Consider the following 17468-nt stretch of genomic DNA (forward strand, 5'->3'; position numbering starts at 1 on the left):
GAGCCCCGACGACATCGGTCCCGGTGGCGGCGGCAGGGTGTGTGTCGGGCAAGGGCAGAACCAGGGATCGCGGGAGGCATGTTCGACGGCGGCTCGCCGTTGCGAGCTCGTCACCTCTTTGTTGTGCTTTCATGACAGTGGATTGACAGCCGCGCGGACGCGACGCCGTTCGCCCTGCCGGCCGCGACTTGCGGCGGTGCCGTCACCCCGGCGTGGCGAGGCCGGGGGCCGGGCTGGCGGGATCGGCCACGAACCGGCCGAAGCGGACGGCCAGCGTCGGCAGCACCAGCAGGTTCAGCGCCATCGAGGTCAGCAGCCCGCCGAGGATGACGATCGCCATCGGTCCCTCGATTTCACGGCCCGGCTCGCCGGCACCGAGCGCCAGCGGCAGGAGGCCGAGGCCGGTCACCAGCGAGGTCATGAGGATCGGGACGAGCCGGTCGGCCGCGCCCTGGATGGCCAGATCGAGGCTCCAGCTGCGGCCTTCGACCGCGACCAGGTGCTCGTAGTGCGAAATCATCAGGATCGAGTTGCGCAGCGCGATGCCAAACAGCGTCACGAATCCCACCATCGATCCGAGCGACAGCACGCCGCCGGTCAGCGCGACCGCGACCACGCCGCCGACGAACGCGAACGGAAGATTGATCAGCACCAAGGCGAGATTGCGCCAATGCTTGGTGACCAGCGCGAGCAGCAGCACGATGCCGAGCGTCGCCAGCGAGGCGTTGACGACGAGATCACGGCGCGATTTCGCCTGGGCCTCGGCGGCTCCGGTGAACTCGACATGGGCGCCAGGCGGCAGCTTGACCTCCTTGGCAATCTTCCTCTTGGCGGCGGCCACGAAGGATTCGAGATCCCGCTCGGCCACGTTCGCGGTCACCGTCTGAACGCGCTGACCATTGCGATGGAGCACGACATAGCGCCCCGACGTCCCGTAGACGTCGGCGATTTGCTTCAGGAGCACATAGGCGCCGCTCGGCGTACGGATCGGCATGTCCCCGATCTGTATCGGGCGCGCGCTCGCCTCCGGATCGAGCTTGACGATCACGTTGAAGACGACGTTGCCTTCATAGGCCTGGCCGACCACGTCGCCTTGATAGGCGGTGCGGATCAGCTCCAGGACTTCGACGGCGTCGAGGCCCCAGGATTGCAGGTCGGTCGGGCGCAGCGTGACGTTGACCTGAGGCATGCCCGGCGGCGATTGCTGCTGGATGTCGATGGCGCCCCAGACCTCGCCGAGCTCGCGCGCAATGTCGCGCGCCGCAGTCTCCAGGTCGTCGAGATCAGGGCCGAACACGTTGATGACCACGGCAGCGTTGAAGCCGGACAGGGTCTCCTCGATGCGCTCCGTGAGATAAGTCTTGATCGACAGGTTGATGCCGGCAAAGTTGGCGAGGGCGGCGCGGATACGCCGTTCGGCGAGCTCCTGCGCGTTGCCGGACAGGCCCGGCTGAAAGTCGACCTCGATCTCGCTGGAATGGGTGCCGGCCGTATCGATGCCGGCCTCGGCGCGGCCGGCATGCTGGGCCACGCTGCGTACCTCGGGCACTGCGCGCAGGGCCTCTGCGATCATCGTCCCAAGGCGCAGTGATTCGTCGAGCGACGTGCCGGGCAGCATCGACACGTGCAGGATCAGATGGCCTTCCTTCAGGTCGGGCAGGAAGGTGCCGCCGAACCAGGGCACGAGGCCGGCGCCTCCCAGCGTGATCAGCAAGGCGGTCGCCATGACCAGCTTGGGAAAGCGGCCGAGCCGCCGCAACAGGCGCTCATAGTAATGGCGCGACCAGCGCGCCAGCGGCGGCTCGCGTGGCGCGCCGCGTGGCTTGTGGCCGGCCAGCAGCATCATGGCCAGAGCCGGCGTCACCGTCAGGGCCACGATGAGCGAGGCCAGCACGGCGAGGATATAGGCGATGCCGAGCGGCCCGAACAACCGGCCGGCAAGACCGGGCAGTGCGAGGATGGGGACGAACACCAGCAGCACGGCGAAGGTCGCATACGCAACGGCGCTGCGAACCTCGAGCATGGCGTCGTAGACGACGCGCGCCGCAGCGCGCGGCGACGGCAGCGCGCGGTTCTCGCGCAGCCGTCGCACCACGTTCTCGACGCCGATCACCGCATCGTCGACCACCTCGCCGATCGCGATCGCCAGGCCGCCCAGGGTCATCGTATCGAGGCTCTGCCCCATCCATTGCAGCGCCAGGACCGCCGAGAACAGCGACAGCGGAATGGCGGTGCAACTGATCACCGAGGTGCGCCAGTCGGAGAGAAACAGGAACAGGACGACGATCACCAGCGCACCGCCGATCAGCAACGCGAACAACACGTTCTGAATCGCCGAATCGATGAAGGTCGCCGGACGAAACAGATCGGCGTGCAGCTGGACCTTCTCGCCGTCGAGCGCCGGGCGCAGCTCCTGCAGCGCAGCCTCGACCCGCGCGGCGACGTTGCGGGTGTTGGCGCCATATTGCTGGCTGATCATCATCATGATGCCGGGCTTGCCGTTGATGAGCGCCCCGCCGATCGGCGGCTCAGGAGCGCTCACCACCGTTGCGACGTCGCCCAGCACAACGCTGGCGCCGCTTTGGTGCAGCAGCACCGTTCGCGCGAGTTGCTCCGGTGTCAGCGATTGTCCCTGGGTCTGCAGGATCACACGCTGGTTGGCCGTGTCGACGAAGCCGGCACCGCGGACACCGGTTGCCTTGCGCGCGGCGGCCACCACATCGTTCATTCCGATGCCGAAGCGGACCAGGTCGTCCGCGCGCACCTGTACCTGCAGCGATCGGATGTCCCGGCCATAGGTCGTGACCTGGGCCACGCCGGCGACGGCGAGCAGGCGACGACTCACGGTCCAGTCGGCGATCGTGCGCAGATCCATCAACGATCGCTGCTCCGACGTCAGTCCGATGACGAGGACGGTGCCGGCGGCCGGAACGAGCGGGGTCATCGAGGGGGCCCGCACGCCCTGCGGCAGGCCGTTGACGATGGCGGTCAGGCGCTCCGCCACCAATTGCCGGGCCCTGAACACGTCAGTGCCGGGCTGGAAGATGACCGAAAGAACCGAGAGCCCCTGGATCGACGAGGAGCGCATGCTCTCGACGCCGGCCAAGCCGTTGATCGAGGTTTCGATCGGCTGGGTGACGAGCACCTCGACCTGTTCCGGGCTGAGGCCCGGGGCTTCTGTCTGGATCGAGACCTGCGGCGGGGCGAATTCCGGGAAGACGCCATATTTGGCCTCGCCGAGTGAGAACAGTCCGTAGCCCAGGATCGTGCAGGCCAACGCCAGCACGATGCCACGAAAGCGGATCGCGAACGCGATCAACGCGGCCTGCGGGCCCGCGACCGCACGCATGCCATCAATCATCGTCGCCGCCGCCGCGAAGCTCGCTTTTGGCCTCTTCCGACAACAGCACCTGCGCGCCGCGCAGAACGATCTCGGAGCCCGGCGGAATGTCCTGCACGACATAGTCGTCGTCGGAAACGGGCTGGTCGGTTCGGATCGGATGCCGCTTGAACGTCTCGGGGCCGGCCCGGAGATAGACCCAGGCGCGCCCCTGCCATTGCACGATCGCGGTATCCTCGACAAAGACGCCGTCGAATGACTTGCCGGACGGCACGTAGGCCGTGGTGTTCATCCCCGGCAGCAATCCGCTGTCGCCCGCGGCCACGAAGAAATAGCTCACACCCTGGATGCGGGCATCGGTTCGCGGCGCCGGCGACAGGTAAAGAAGATCGGTATTGGCGGTGCGCCCTGGCGTCTGGGCGAGCGCGGTGCGCGGCGGCACGGCCAGCGACACGCCAGGCGGCAGCGTGACCTGGATCAGCAACTGCTCGCGTTCGATCAACTGGACGACCTGCGGCGAGCGCTCGACGATGCCCTTTCCGATCACCGGACCCCATTCCTGCCGCGCGGTGGCCATCAACGTCTTCACCTGCGATTCCGCGGCGGCGAGGGCGGCCTGATCGGTGCGAAACGTTCCTTCAGCCGCTTCCGCGTCCTTCTTCGGCATCGCTGCCGACTGCACCAGGTCGCGGGCGCGGTCGAAGGCGAGCCTTGCGACCTCGAGCTTCGCCTGCGCCGTCTGCAGCTGCGCCTGGGCATTCGCGTAGCTGTTGGTGAGGTCGGTCAGGCGGGCGACATCCAGCACCGCGCCATAGGCCCGAAATTGCTCGGGATGGGATTCCGCCGTGAGCACCGCGGTCTGCAGACCGACCTGCTTCTGCTGCGCTGCGGAAAGCTTGACCGTCGCCGGCTCGCGCCCTTCCGGCTGGGCCAGCACCGGCCCAGTGGAATAGGCCATTATCAGTGTCAGAAGCGTTGCACCACACGCGGCGGCCGTCTTCACCCGTTGCCAAGACATGTAGTTGCAGTCCCACCGATCGGGGAACGTCGCGTGACGTTACTGTGTCGGCCTCAACAGCTACTTCAGCTAAGCATGGGTTTCAAGCTGGGCCATTGCAACCGGTCGCCCGCGACGCGTTTGCTCGGCGAATGCTGCGCCGCGAGCGGAGGCGCAGCCACCTCGGTCAAAAGACAAAGCTTCGTCGCGCGCAGGGCGTTGCACGCGCTGTGCTCGGCGAAAAAATCCTCGTGCCGTCGCCCTGACATTCGCGTCCTGTCACATTCATCGCCACACGTGCCGCAGAACAGCTCTCGGCGTGGCCAAAACCCGGCGCGAGACGCGCGCTTCTGCGGCAATGATGCGCGCGCCGCTGCGTCAGAACGCTTCTGCTGTGCCATTAGAAGTATTCTTAGACGCCTTCTAGCAAATACGCGTGCGAGTGACTCGCATCACCGCAGCGCCGCGGTCCATTTGAGAAAAAGCCAAGTCTAGCGCGGCCGTTACAGGAGATTTCCATCATGGAAAGACCCGGGATTTTTGCCCGACTCCCGGCCGGGGGCAAGAATCGTCACATTCCTCTACCTGTCGCGTCAAAGATGTGACCTCACTTCGCCATACGCCTCCGCAACGAGTCGGGAGTTCCATCGACGTTGCTGCGAGGAAAGCTTGCCCAGACTGTATCCGCTGTTTGATCGCTCCGAGCGCCGTCATCACGGCCCGGGTCGTCCGTGCTGGTCAGCCTCTTGCCGACCTCAGGCCAGTCACATGGCCCAGTCCAGGGAGGGGTTAGCGCGATGAGCCATCCGGTCCATGTGCGGCCTAACGAAAATCATCCGAACGATCGGGCCGCGCCGGTCGGCAGCGCCGAACTCGGTCGGCGGTTGCTCGGCGCGATCACCGCGAGTGGCACGTCGATCGCGGAGTCCGAGTCCTTGTCAGTGGGATCCGACGGGCCGGACGCGTCCAGCACCGTGCCGGTCGGTGAGCCGTTGCGGGACGTGCTTGGGTGTCTGACCGACATCATCCGGTCTGCCGACGCGCCGATCGAGCGCCAGGACCAGCAATGGACAGGGGAGCCCGGTATCACCCTGGACCAGCGGGAGCTGGAAAGCCTGCCGGGCGTCGTGCTCAACACCTTCGATGTCGATGGCCCGGTGTGGCTGGCCGTCGAAGCTCTTGTTGCGACCGATCCGCCGCCGATCGACTCCGATCTGGAGGCCTGGCTCGAACCGTCGTCCGATCCGGATCGGCGGCCACAGCTGCGTGAGAGCGTTGTCGTCACGGTGGGCGAGATCGAGAAGAACCGCCTCACCTTCGCCCGCCATGCGCGGCCTGAGGACTTTTCGCCGTCACCATCCCAGGACGCGTCTGCCGCGGCCTGGACTGGACGACTGCGTCTGGACCAGCGGCCGGATCTTCTGCAGCGGATCGAGCGCTATGTCGCGGGGCCATGGACATCCTGGGCCGATACGGAGCGCGCACGGCGCCGCACCATGGCCATTCACCAGCGGCTGCGCGAGCTCGCCGCCGCGACGGAGGCCGATCCGACCAAGGAGGTCGTGTGGGGGATGGCTCAGGCGTCGTGGCGCCACGCCGGGCGGGACTTCGAGATGCCGCTGTTCGAGCGGCCGGTCGAGATCGAGATCATCGCACGGCCAGATCCCGAGGTGAGGATCCGGCCGCGTTTCGTCGGCACGTCCGTGACCCTCAAAGCCCTTGACGCCTTGGCGCCAGACGCCGCACTCGTCTTGCGCGACAAGCCTGAGACCCTGGTCGAGATGCTCGAGCAGCATGACGAGCTGTCGCCATTCACTCCGATCGGCATCGAGCAAGTCCTGAGTGCAGCGGGCGCGCAGCGCGGTCAGTTGTCGGCCCGAAGCCTCACCGGCTTGGATGACACGGATTCGAGTGAGGGCGTCGACGCCGCGATCTTGCCGGGGCGCTGGGCGATGTCGGTGCGGAGGCGGCCGGAAAGCCGCGCACTGCGCGACATCGAATGTCTGAAGAACGCGATCGAGCACGCGCCGCAAAGCGAATGCTGCCTGACCGCAGCGGTGAGCACGCTGCTGCCGCAGGCGACCAATCTGGGCCGGGCCAGCGCGCGCCGCCATCTGTCCAGCATCGTCGGCGCTCCGATCAATATCGGGCCGACGACCAAGCCGGTCCTGATCGATCTTGGTGATCTGTTCTTCCCGCGACCGGCCTCGTCCGAGGACGTCGAGGTGGTTCGCGAGCTGTCGCGTTCGGACGGCGTGGTCATCCAGGCGAGCGGGCGCGAGGAGCGCATCCAGGCGCTCGTCAACATCGTCAGCCATCATCTGGCGCTCGGCTCGCGCGTTCTTGTCGTGTCTCGCGACGAGACCGCGCTGACGCTCCTGCATCAGAAGCTGCCGCCAGGCATTCGCGAGCTTTCCGTCAGCTCGACCGGCTCCGACAAGGACGTGCTTAGAAATGCGGAAGTCCTGGCCGACCGGCTGCAGTCGATCGTCGATACCACGAACCTGACTGAACTCGCCGGCCAGATCAGCCGGCTGGAACGCGACATCATCTCCAAGCGCACGCAGACCGCGTCGCTTGATGGCGAGATCGCGGACATCATCGGGCGCCATCTTCGTCTCGCTGGCCCGTCCGAGCTGCCGTTGGATCTGATCAGAGGGCTGACGACGGACCAGGCGCCCGCGTCTTGGTTGGCCGACCTTCCGTCTTGCCTGCTCTTCGCCACGGACCCGGTGGTCGCCGCCGTCGAACAGGCGCGCGCGGCGCGGCTGCGGCTCGCCGAGCGGCTCAAGCATATCGACGACGAACTGCCCGAGATTGCCGCGCTGCCCGACGTCGCGTCGATCCTGCGGCTGCACGATGATTTGCGGCAGCAGGCCGCGCTGTCGTCCAATGAGGGGCGCGACGAGGATCTTGCGCTCGATGCGATTGCGGCGTTCGGGCTGGACGCGACCAACCGGCTGGCGGTCGACCTCGATGCGCTGGTCGCGGCTCATCGCGTGATTGCCGACGAGCCCTGGCTTGCCCGGCTGTCGCCGCTCGGTCCCAAGGCCAGCGATATGGCCGGCAGCGTCGATGAGGTCGTTGCCTGGGCGCGGGATGCCTCCTTTCAGCTGTCCCGGGGCGCCGAATTCTCCAGGCGGCAGGTGCAGGTCCCGGTCGAGGCGTTCGCGCGGAAGGACGCAATTCGTGTCGTCGAGCGCCTGGCCGCCGGCGACAAAGCCCTCACTCCGCTTGTGCGCGTGCGCAGGGCGTTGAGGGGTGCGATCGATGCCATCACCGTGGACGGGCTGCCGCCATCGACGCCGGCAGACTGGCAATATGTCGGGCGCTTCCTGCTCTGGCGGCGCGATCTGCAGACGCTGCGGACGCGATGGACGGCGATTGCGGTCAAGCTCGGCGCTCCCGCCATCGAGCTGGAAGCTGCGCGGGCGTTCGACGATCTCGAGCGGATCGTCAGGAATATCGATGCCGCGATCGTGACGGCGACGTTGGCCATCCGCAATGTCGTCGATGCCTGCCGCAAAATGTCGGTGCCGGACAGCGAGGCCACCGCGATGCTGGCGGATGTCGGGAGGCCGACAGCGCTTGGCGCCGCGATCCGCAGCGTCATGGCGCGGGTCTCCGGTCCGCTCGTCGAACTGGCGCGCGTGGGCGAGCTGTTTGCCGGTGCAGGAGAGCTGGCAACGACCGTTCAGGCCGACGTTCTCTCGCTGATCGGCGATGCCGAGGTGGAGGCGCACGACATTGAGACACGCTGGCGCGGCTTGATCGCAACGATCGAGGCCATCGCGCGGGCCGGCGACGATTATCGCATCGTCAGGACGGCCAGCCGGCTGGTGCTCGAAGCCGGTGCGCCGCATTTTGCCGATCGGATCAGGAAAGAGCCGGCAACCACCGCCGCGGACCCGGTGCTGCTGCCCGATTGGGTGACGGCCTGGAACATGGCCGCGCTGGCGCGGATCGACCGAGCCGACGAGCGTCGGCTGTTGCAAGACCTCGTCGCTCAGCGCCTGCGGCTCGAAAGCCGATCGCTGGCCTTGTTCGAGGCGGTGATCAGCGCCCGAGCCACCCTCGGCATCGCGCAGAACGCCGGCGCTGCCGTCAGGCAGTCGCTCAAGCGTTTCAGGGAGACGATGCGCACCATGGTCTCGGCCTGTTCTGGTCCTGCCGCGCGCCGCCTGCGCTTGGCCGCGCGCAGATCGCTGGAAGGCTGGTTCGAGGAAATCCCGTGCCATGTCATGCCCGCCTGGCGCGTCGCCGAGCTGCTTCCAGCGCGGATCGGGACGTTCGATCTCGTGGTCATCGATCATGCCTCGCGCTCGGACCTGCGCGAGCTGACGGCCATGCTGCGCGCTCGCAAGGTGGTGGTGAGCGACGAGCGGCGCGACCGCCCGGTCGATGGCGACCTGGAGTCAAGGATGGGCGTCGAGGATCCGAAGACGGCGCGAGGCGGCATGCCCGTCGCACTTCGTCGCCTGCTGCTGCCCGACGCCTCGCTGCGCGATCTGGCCGAGATCCTGTTCCCGGATCGCGTGATCAACCTGCGCGCTCCGTCGCGCGGGATCGAGGCCAGCCCGGTCGCTCCGCAGCCTCCGGCCAAAATGGCGGCGCCGGTCGCGCGGCCGAGCTCGCCAGCCAAGCCGGTCGCGACGCTCGACATCTCGGCGAAACGACGAGCGGCCCAGCCGGCCACTGCCCCGCATACGCTCGAGGAGGAGATCGCCACGGTCGCCAAATATCTCTCGCTGGCCCGCCGGTCCGGTGCAGAGCTTCCGGCCGTAGCCAGGACCCGCATCGGGGCTCCGGTCCCGCACATCCGCGCCGAGCGGGGCGCCGATGACAGATCATTCGACGCGACATTCGCAAAGGAGCCTGTTGCCAAGGAGTCTGCCAACGCTGCTCGCAAGCCGTCGCCGGATGTCCGCATCTTCCGTCGCCGTTCGGCCGCAGCGGTGCCAGTGGAGCCGTCGAGCTCCGCTGCTTTAGAACCGTCCATTGTCGTTGCGACTGATCCGCCGGTGCCGCCCGCGCCTGAACAGCTGCCGGTGCCGCCGCCGCTGCGCGACGAAACCCCGCCGGTCGCCGCCGCTGCGGATCCTGAGCCGTCCGGGGCCGACACGCAGCCGAATGCGGCACCGCCGGCTCCAGTCGCGCAGGCCGCGCTGGAATCGACCATCGACACGCCCGTCAGCACGGAAGCCGCGGAGCAGCCGCAGCAGCATGCAGCATCGTCCGAGTCCAGGATTCACCGCTCTCTGGTCGAGATGGCGTTCCAGGCGACCGAGAGCGCGACAGCACCGCGCCGTCGCCTGCCGCGGCGACGCGTGATGCCCATTGCCGCGGTCGGCCTGCTGGCCGTCATTGGCGCGGCGCTGTCCTGGGAGCGGGCCGTCGACTATCTCAACGCGCCCTCGACCGTAGCGGCGGTCGACCCGGCGCCGCCTGCGGAGGCGCCGCCTCGCACGGCGGAGGTTGTGCAGGCTGCGCCGGACGCAAAGCCTGCGACGGCCAATGAAGAGCGTGTGACGGTCGGACAGAGTGTCGCGGTGGCGGCGCCAGCCACCGCTCAGGCGTTTCTCTATCACGAGGATCCACAGGATCCGAAAGGCAAGCGCTTCGCCGGCAAAGTGACTTGGTCGCTCGAGCAGGGCAAGGGACCACGGGTGAACGCCGCGCCCGTGCTCAAAGGCGAGATCGAGATCGAGAACGGCATGAAGGCGACGCTGTCGCTGCGGCGGAATGACGATCAGGAACTGCCGGCGAGCCATGTCCTGGATCTGAGCTTCGCCTGGCCGGACCAGACCACGGGACTGAGCAGCATGAGGGGCATCGGTTTGAAGGGCGCGGAGGCGGAGCGCGGAACGGCGCTGGCCACCCAGACCGCGAGGGTCACGCCACGGATGTTCATGGTCGCGTTGTCGGCCAATGAGGTCGATGCCAAGCGCAACGTGCTGCTTCTGAAGGGCAAGCAATGGTTCGACATCCCGATCGTGTACGAGGGCGGCAACCGGGCGCTGTTGTCGATCGAGAAGGGACCCGACGGCGACCGCGTGTTCAACGACGCATTCGCCAATTGGGGCCAGTAGACGGACCGGCAGCGTGGCGAGGACAGCATGAGCGAGAGTTCGACGTTGCAATGGCTGCGGGCGCCCAGGCTCGCCGAGGACACGCTGCCGCCTGAGTCGCTGAAGGTGGAGTGCCGGCGCTGCGGCCGTTCGGTGCAGGTGTCGCTGAGTGCGATGCGCCCACCGGGTTTCCTGCACGTCGACGATCAAGTGGCATGTCCCGAGATCCAGGAACGCTGGACCGGCAACGGCAGCGGCGGATTGCTGCTGATGATGTGCGGGGCGTTGGAGCAATCGCTCGATCCCGTCTCGGACATCGAACATCATGAGGCGGCGGTACAATACGAGCCGGCGCCGCTCGTCGCGCAGCGGATCGCTCCGCAGCCGATGAAGCTGTCCCCGCCGAGTTGGGACGACAGCGCGGATGATCAGGACGACGCGGAGCGGACCGGCCGGCTGCACGTCCTGCTTGCGCGGTTTGTCGAACACCGCAAGGCGTTCATCCGGGTCACCGTCGGGGTCGTTGCACTGGTCGTGGTGGCGGTGGGCGGTGTGCTCCTGCCGCTGCGCAATCTGCAGATTCTGATCCAGGCTCCGCCTGGACTCTCCGCCGTCTCGCTGCAGAGGGAGCCGTTGCCAACCTCGGTCGCGGTGCGCCGAACCACGATGGATGCGGCCGCGCCGTCAACCCAGGCGCCGTCGAGCCAGCGAACGCCGTCAGCACCGCCGGTTGCCATGCGCCAGCCGCAGGCCGCGGACCCGTTGCCGCTGCCCGAGGGGCCGTCGGCCGGAAACCCGAAGCCGGTCGTGTTGGCGGATGCCGCCAGCGCGCAGCCGAAGCTGCGCGTGCCCGAGACGGTCGCGATCCCCGGGGGAACGTTTGCGATGGGCGGCGAGGACGATTCCGAGCAGCCCGTTCACCAGGTCAGCATCCGGCCATTTGCGATGGGCAAATATCCGGTGACGGTCGGAGAGTGGAAGGCGTGTGTCGCGGCGGGAAGCTGTGCCGACATCGCCGCTGGAAGCGACGATCAACCGGTCACCAATGCGAGCTACGACGACGCGCAAGCCTATCTCGGCTGGCTCGCCAAGGTGACCGGCAAGGCATTCCGGCTGCCGACCGAGGCCGAATGGGAATACGCCGCTCGCGCCGGGCGGCGCAGCAAATATTGGTGGGGGGATCGCATGCGCCCGGGCATGGCGAACTGCAAGGGCTGCAACACTGCCAGTGAGACGTCCGACGCTGCGCAACCCCTGAAGGTCGGAAGCTTCGCCGCCAACCCGTTCGGCCTGTTCGACATGGGCGGCGAAGTGGCCCAGTGGGTCGCGGACAATTGGCACAAATCCTACAAGGGAGCCCCGGCGGACGGGGCGGCATGGCTCGATGACGGCAGCTACGCCCGTGTGATCCGCTCCGGCTCCTGGAGCAATGGCGCAGCCGATGCGCGCGCGGGCAGCCGCGACCGCTACGATGGCCGCATCCGTCATCCCACGCTCGGTTTCCGGGTCGCGCTTACACCATAAAGGACCAGCATGCGGCCGACGCTGTCTGTGCGACTTTGTCTCATCCTGATGATCTCCCTCGTTCCGGCCATCGCCTCGGCCAAGGGCACGAAGTCTCCGAAGGATGCCAAAGTGTATTTCATCTCGCCGTCCGACGGCGAGACCGTGAGCGGAGCGTTCTGGTGCCGCTTCGGCCTGCGCAACATGGGTGTGACGCATGCCGGCGACGACTTCGCCGGCAGTGGCCATCACCATCTGCTGATCGACGTCGATGAGACGATGGAAGCCGGACAGCAGATTCCGCGTGACAAGAAGCACATTCACTACGCGGCCGGCGAGACCGAGGCGAGAATCGAACTGTCGCCCGGCAAGCATACGCTGCAGCTGGTGGTCGGGGATGCCAAGCATCTAAATTTCGATCCGCCCGTGGTCTCCGAGAAGATCATGATCACCGTCGGCAAGCCGAACGCGTCGGACGATCAGGCGCGTGCGAGCAGGGCGATGAGCGAGCGGCGGAAGATCCAGGAGCGCGCTTTGCAGGCTGAGCCGCAGCAGCCGCAACAGCTGGTGACGCCAGAGATGACGAAGTCTCCCGAAAGTTCCGACTTCATCAGCCGCGTCTTCTCAGGAACGAAGTAGTCGGCCCAGTACGGCTCGGCTCGGCTGGCTCCAGGTGCATCTGCCTCGCTGACGATGCGGGTTGACTGATGTCGAAACGCGCGTCACGGCGGACCGGCCCTCCCCACGCAGCGTTACGCGGTGACCTGGCGCAGGCAGACCGCCGGACATGGCCACGCATCTGGCCCCACGGCGATGGCCGTTCCTGACCTCTCCGGGACGTGGTTGCGGAGACGTGAGACGACTCCTTGCCCATGCAGCGATCCGTCCGCCTGGTCGGCGGAGCGCACCGGTGAGGGCCGCGATCGCAAGCGAGATCAACGTCAACGGTCGTTGTGCGCCCGGATGGGCGTAACGCGGCTGCCATCGGATATCAGAGTGGCTCGGGGCGCTGTTCCGACAGCTGAAGCCGTGGGTTCAAGAAAAATATTTTCGAGACCGATTGTCGCATCCTGCGATCGTGCGCTCGCATCCCGCCTCAACATCGTCACAGCTGTAATCCGGCAGCAGTGTGGTGGTCTGCACGTGTCCGCTGGCACCGGCCACGCGCGCCGCACGCAAGCGTGCCGCTGCAGTGACAATAGTTGCTTGCGAATCAATGTCAGTTGCATTCGCGTTTGTATCGCATCCGATCACCGACATGAGCCGGCGGCAAGGACGGATCGACATCGTTTTATCTCAGCTGCAACGTAGTTGGGTCCGGAGCCCAGCGACAATGCGGCGACATGCGGGACGACTCGGGTCGAGCGTGCGCGATTGTGCACGGCTGTGGCGGCGGGCGCCGTCCAAGTTTCGTTGAAATCCCACTCCTCTTTGTGGTCTCGCGCTCAGCGCGGTGCATGCGCGCAATGGCGCAGGTTTGGAGGAGATTTGATAATGAAGGTCATCAGGATCATGGTCGTTGCGCTCGCCGCAGCCGCGGCATCGGGCTCCGTTGCCCTGGCCGACGGCTACAAGGATTGCACCAAGCTCGACAAGGCGTCGTGGAAGACCGTGGCGGACGCGGAAGCCAAGGCGAAGTCGGCGGGCTATGAGGTTCGCCAGACCAAGATCGAGGGCACCTGCTACGAAGTCTATGGCGTCAAGAGCGGCAAGCTCTATGAGCTGTTCTACAGCCCCGAGGATCTCGCGCTGAAGCATACGAAGGCGAAGTGATCTGACGATCATGCGTGACGCAGGACAGGCGCGAGAGCGCGTCGCTTCCAGAACGTCGGCGCGCCCGGGATCGAAAACCGTTGCGGTCTGGGATGTCCCGCTGCGCGTCTGGCACTGGGCTCTCGCGGCCTTCGTGCTCATCGCCTGCGTCACGCCCAATACTCACGATGCTCTGCACCGGACGGCAGGCTATGCCGTGATTGGCCTGCTCGCATTCAGGCTGATCTGGGGTGTCATCGGCACCCGTCATTCGCTGCTCGCGCGGATCAGTCTCAAGCTGCGCGCAGCCCCCCGCTACATGATCAACATCTTTCGCGGCGAGACTGGGCGCTATCTCGGGCTGAACCCGGCAGGCGCGGCGATGCTGGTGGCGATGGTCGGGCTGCTGTTCATTTCGACCATCAGCGGGGTCATGCAGGTCTCGCTCCGCTTTTTCGGAGTCTGGTGGATCCAGGAGGCGCATTCGTTGTCCTCCAACGCGATCATGGCGCTGATCGGAGTCCACCTGCTCGGAACGTTGTGGATGAGCGTGCTGCAGAAGGAGAATCTGGCATGGGCGATGTTCACCGGACGTAAGCGGATGCCGGTATCTACGCCAGCGGCGAGACAACCGGCTGGCCCTGTGGAAGAGGGCGCGGACGTTGCACCGGCGGAGCAGGTTTCGATGGTGCCCGAGCTGCCGCCTCATCGGGGCAATCCACAGGTCGCGGGCGTCAAGCCCTCGCCCCGTATGCCGCGGGCCCTCAGCACCTATGACAGGAAGCTCGGCCTCGGCTGAGATCACGAGCGATGCTGTCCCATACGTGCAACATCGCGTTACGCATGAGCCTGTCCGCCGTCATGCAAATCGTTCGACGCATCCGATACGCTGATCACTCATGTGCAGTGATCGGCGACGCGGGCGATCAGGCGGATGGCGTCCTGACGTCGTGCAGGCATGCGATGTCTGATGGCGTTTTCGGGTCGGCATGGCTGACGTAGTGGATGCGCAGGCCAACCCAACTCAAGTCGTTCACCATCCGCACGCGGTGAGGTGAGTTGTGAGCGCTTTTCATCGATGCGCTGCGATGAAGGCAGCTCTTTCGCTGTGCTGAAATGGCACGAGATGATGCGTGAGAGGCTCTTGCGGAGGGGGCTGACGAAGCCGCGACTAATAAACTTCGCGAATTGTCGCACACAATGATTTCGTCAAGTTTCGACACGGCAAATCGCCGCATTCTGTAACTTATATTAGTTCTACGAACGCCGCGCGATCTCCAGGGCGGGTGCGCAAATGGCGAATTCGAGACAGACTGGTTCGGGGACAGGGATATAAGCCATGATGCGATTTGGAAAAGCAGGACTCCTGGGGGGCGCCGCGCTGCTGATCGCGGCGATTGCGTCGCCGGCGAGCGCCGCGGAGACCACCATCGAGATTTCAGTCAAGGACAACAAGTTTCAGCCCGCGGAGCTGAAGGCGCCGGCCGACACACCGATCGTGTTCAAGGTCAAGAATCTCGACGGCGCACCGGTGGAGTTCGAGAGCGAGCCTCTCCAGTTCGAGACCGTGATCAAGCCGAACATGGAAGGCGTGGTGAAGGTCAAGGCGCAGAAGCCTGGACGCTACGAATTCTTCGATGACTTCCATCAGGGCAACAAGGGCACCTTGGTGGTGGAATAGGCGCATCCGGCTGGGGCCCTCGGTGTGCCCGGGCAGGCGACGATCAAGCGCCACATGGGGCCATCTCGCGGCTGGCATGCGCCGTCTCGATCAGCCGGTGGATTCGGGGCCTCACAATCCTTCGAAGGCGGCCAGCCTGTGCCGGCCGCCAGCCCATCGACGTCTGCGAGTCGCGGCCTGTCGGGTGGTGCCGCGCTTCACGGGAGACACGTCTTTTTGCAACGGGCAGGACGAGAGAGCATCAGTCCCAGTTGCCGCGATCGCCGCGGCGTGCTGCCGCGTCCGGACGAGGCGGTGGCGATCACTGTGTTGTTCGTGCTGCTGGTCGAGTCTGCTCCGTCGTATGCCCAGAGCCAGGCGCGCGCCTATGCTGATCCCGGCACGATCGACGGTGGCCCTGTGGTCGTCGTGCCCAATCGCAAGCGGCCGCCGGCGCGGCCCGCCAATGGCAACGGTCCTGTCGTCATCCCGCAGATGATCATCGCTCCTGGCGGCAACGAGCCGGAGCAGGAGCCGAAGTCCGCAGCTGCCCAGCCGGACGAGCGCACGCCGCCGCGACCGAAATCGCCGATCGATCCTGCGGCCGGTGCGCTTCCGCAGGCCACGCGCCGCGAGCCGGCGCCGCGCCTCGCCCCGGTTCGCAACGGCTTCTTCGGCGCGCCCTCCGCCGGCCTTCTGGTTGGAGGCTGCCTGGCGACGCCAGGCCGTCTGGTGCCGACCAACGTGCCCAATCGCTGCCTGGACGCATTGGCCTTCGCTGTGAGCCCGCCCCCGGCCACCCGCGGCGTGCTGCCACGAAACCTGCCGCCGATTCCGCGGCAGGACGCGCAACCGATTCCGCCGGTTTTGGCGGACAAGCCTCGCATGAAGCTGCCGCCGGTGAACAAGGGCAAGCCGCAGGAGCCGCAGCCTCAGCCGCCACCGATGATGGATGAGGATCCCTACGAGCCCAAGGGCATTACGGTGGGAAACTTCATCCTGAAGCCTGCGTTCGAAATGTCGTCAGGCTTCGACAGCAATCCGGGCCGCGTGCCCAAAGGAGCGGGCTCCGGCTTCGTCAGCGTTGCACCGGTCCTGCTCGTGCGTTCGCAGTTCGAGCGCCATCTGCTCAATGCCGATGTGCGCGTCGGCTATATCGACTATGCAAAGCTCCGGCAGCTCAGCAGGCCTACCGTCGACGCCAAGGTGAATGGGCGCTACGACATCACCGATACGTTTGCGATCAACGGCGAGGGCCACGTTGCCGTCGATGCCGATGATCCCGGTACGCCGCGCTTCGCCGGGCGGTTCGCCAAGATCCCGTTGGCCTCGACCGTCGGCGGCTCGGCCGGCGTGACCAAGAGGTTCGAGGAGATCGAAATCTCGACCAAGGCGGCAATCGATCGCGTCGCGTTCCAGAACGCGCCGCTTATCGACGGCCAGATCGTCAGCAATGCCGATCGCAACTTCGTTCAGTACGGCTCGCAAAGCCGCGTGACCTACAACCTGACGCCGGAGATTCGGCCGTTCGTCGATGTCGCGGTCGACCGGCGCGTTCATGACATCGCTGTCGATGCGGAAGGGTTCCGCAGAGATTCGACCGGGACGGCCGTCGAAGCCGGCGTGACGTTCGCCTATGCCGACAAGCTGACCGGCGACGTCGCTGTCGGCTATCTCACGCGGCGCTACCAGGATCCGATGCTGAAGCCGGTCAGTGGCTTCATTGCCGATGCGAACCTGACCTGGCAATACGCCAAGGAGACGGCGATCATGTTCGGCGCCAAGTCCCAGGTGGTGGAGATCACCGAGCCAGGGATCTCCGGCGTGCTCAAGCGCGACGTCACCGTCGGCATCGAGCACCAGTTCGAGCCTTGGCTCGTGGGCACGTTCCTTGCCGGCTATGGCCAGGACGCGTTCACCGGGACCACGCGGGTGGACAATCGTTACCTGGTCGAGCTCGGCATGCTCTACAAATTCTCCCGCCTGCTGCAGTTGAGGGCCAGCGTCCGGCGCGAGGAGACCCGGTCCAACTTCCGGGAGAACGATCTCTCTGCCACCGTCGTTCAGGTCGGCGCCAGGGTGCAGTATTAGCGCATGGCGCTGGCGGCGCGACGAAGCCCGCCTCTCACGACGGGGTGGCGCGCTCAC

The 17468-nt window shown here is 66.3% G+C and carries 10 protein-coding genes; 7 read left to right on the forward strand and 3 right to left on the reverse strand.

Annotated features, from left to right (window positions below):
- Positions 1-202: 202 nt before the first annotated feature.
- Both BBTA_RS06125 and BBTA_RS06130 read right to left on the reverse strand, forming a co-directional pair.
- The gene (locus BBTA_RS06125) at positions 203-3361 is read right to left on the reverse strand and encodes an efflux RND transporter permease subunit (protein ID WP_012041579.1); all 3159 of its coding nucleotides are present in this window, start codon (positions 3359-3361) and stop codon (positions 203-205) included.
- A complete protein-coding gene (locus BBTA_RS06130; protein ID WP_012041580.1) occupies positions 3354-4298 on the reverse strand; it encodes a multidrug transporter in 945 nt (314 codons plus the stop codon). Before BBTA_RS06130 ends, BBTA_RS06125 begins: the two co-directional genes overlap by 8 nt.
- 836 nt (positions 4299-5134) lie before the next feature.
- Between BBTA_RS06130 and BBTA_RS06140 the strand changes: the two genes are divergently transcribed.
- Genes BBTA_RS06140 through BBTA_RS06150 form a run of 3 tightly spaced genes read left to right on the forward strand, consistent with a single transcriptional unit; the run spans position 5135 to position 12547 of the window.
- Complete coding sequence (locus BBTA_RS06140) at positions 5135-10426, forward strand: hypothetical protein (RefSeq protein WP_012041581.1); 5292 nt, start codon at positions 5135-5137, stop codon at positions 10424-10426.
- A 27-nt stretch (positions 10427-10453) separates the two neighbouring features.
- Positions 10454-11929 carry a formylglycine-generating enzyme family protein gene (locus tag BBTA_RS06145; RefSeq protein ID WP_012041582.1) on the forward strand — a complete coding sequence of 492 codons (1476 nt, stop codon included), beginning with the start codon at positions 10454-10456 and terminating at the stop codon, positions 11927-11929.
- A gap of 9 nt (positions 11930-11938) precedes the next feature.
- Entirely contained in the window at positions 11939-12547 is a 609-nt protein-coding gene (locus BBTA_RS06150) for a DUF4399 domain-containing protein (RefSeq protein WP_012041583.1), read from the forward strand.
- Positions 12548-12943: 396 nt separating this feature from the next.
- On the opposite strand, the gene BBTA_RS39910 is transcribed toward BBTA_RS06150, so the two are convergent.
- Positions 12944-13195 carry a hypothetical protein gene (locus tag BBTA_RS39910; protein ID WP_148221403.1) on the reverse strand — a complete coding sequence of 84 codons (252 nt, stop codon included), beginning with the start codon at positions 13193-13195 and terminating at the stop codon, positions 12944-12946.
- A gap of 207 nt (positions 13196-13402) precedes the next feature.
- Between BBTA_RS39910 and BBTA_RS06155 the strand changes: the two genes are divergently transcribed.
- The 4 genes from BBTA_RS06155 to BBTA_RS06175 all read left to right on the forward strand — a co-directional run bounded on the left by BBTA_RS06155 (position 13403) and on the right by BBTA_RS06175 (position 17411).
- The gene (locus BBTA_RS06155) at positions 13403-13681 is read left to right on the forward strand and encodes a PepSY domain-containing protein (protein ID WP_012041584.1); all 279 of its coding nucleotides are present in this window, start codon (positions 13403-13405) and stop codon (positions 13679-13681) included.
- Between the two features lie 10 nt (positions 13682-13691).
- Positions 13692-14459, forward strand: a complete 768-nt coding sequence (locus tag BBTA_RS06160) for a cytochrome b/b6 domain-containing protein (RefSeq protein WP_012041585.1) — start codon at positions 13692-13694, stop codon at positions 14457-14459.
- A 540-nt stretch (positions 14460-14999) separates the two neighbouring features.
- Complete coding sequence (locus BBTA_RS06170) at positions 15000-15341, forward strand: cupredoxin domain-containing protein (protein ID WP_012041586.1); 342 nt, start codon at positions 15000-15002, stop codon at positions 15339-15341.
- A gap of 216 nt (positions 15342-15557) precedes the next feature.
- Positions 15558-17411 (forward strand): outer membrane beta-barrel protein, encoded by a 1854-nt coding sequence (locus BBTA_RS06175; protein ID WP_012041587.1) that lies wholly within the window; start codon positions 15558-15560, stop codon positions 17409-17411.
- Positions 17412-17468 lie beyond the last annotated feature (57 nt).

The organism is Bradyrhizobium sp. BTAi1, assembly GCF_000015165.1.
Taxonomy (GTDB): domain Bacteria; phylum Pseudomonadota; class Alphaproteobacteria; order Rhizobiales; family Xanthobacteraceae; genus Bradyrhizobium; species Bradyrhizobium denitrificans.

What these genes read in the sequence shown, in the direction of transcription:
- BBTA_RS06125 (WP_012041579.1), bottom strand. Translation starts at nt 3,361, where the DNA reads ATGATTGATGGCATGCGTGCGGTCGCGGGCCCGCAGGCCGCGTTGATC.
- BBTA_RS06130 (WP_012041580.1), bottom strand. Translation starts at nt 4,298, where the DNA reads ATGGCCTATTCCACTGGGCCGGTGCTGGCCCAGCCGGAAGGGCGCGAG.
- BBTA_RS06140 (WP_012041581.1), top strand. Translation starts at nt 5,135, where the DNA reads ATGAGCCATCCGGTCCATGTGCGGCCTAACGAAAATCATCCGAACGAT.
- BBTA_RS06145 (WP_012041582.1), top strand. Translation starts at nt 10,454, where the DNA reads ATGAGCGAGAGTTCGACGTTGCAATGGCTGCGGGCGCCCAGGCTCGCC.
- BBTA_RS06150 (WP_012041583.1), top strand. Translation starts at nt 11,939, where the DNA reads ATGCGGCCGACGCTGTCTGTGCGACTTTGTCTCATCCTGATGATCTCC.
- BBTA_RS39910 (WP_148221403.1), bottom strand. Translation starts at nt 13,195, where the DNA reads ATGTCGATCCGTCCTTGCCGCCGGCTCATGTCGGTGATCGGATGCGAT.
- BBTA_RS06155 (WP_012041584.1), top strand. Translation starts at nt 13,403, where the DNA reads ATGAAGGTCATCAGGATCATGGTCGTTGCGCTCGCCGCAGCCGCGGCA.
- BBTA_RS06160 (WP_012041585.1), top strand. Translation starts at nt 13,692, where the DNA reads ATGCGTGACGCAGGACAGGCGCGAGAGCGCGTCGCTTCCAGAACGTCG.
- BBTA_RS06170 (WP_012041586.1), top strand. Translation starts at nt 15,000, where the DNA reads ATGATGCGATTTGGAAAAGCAGGACTCCTGGGGGGCGCCGCGCTGCTG.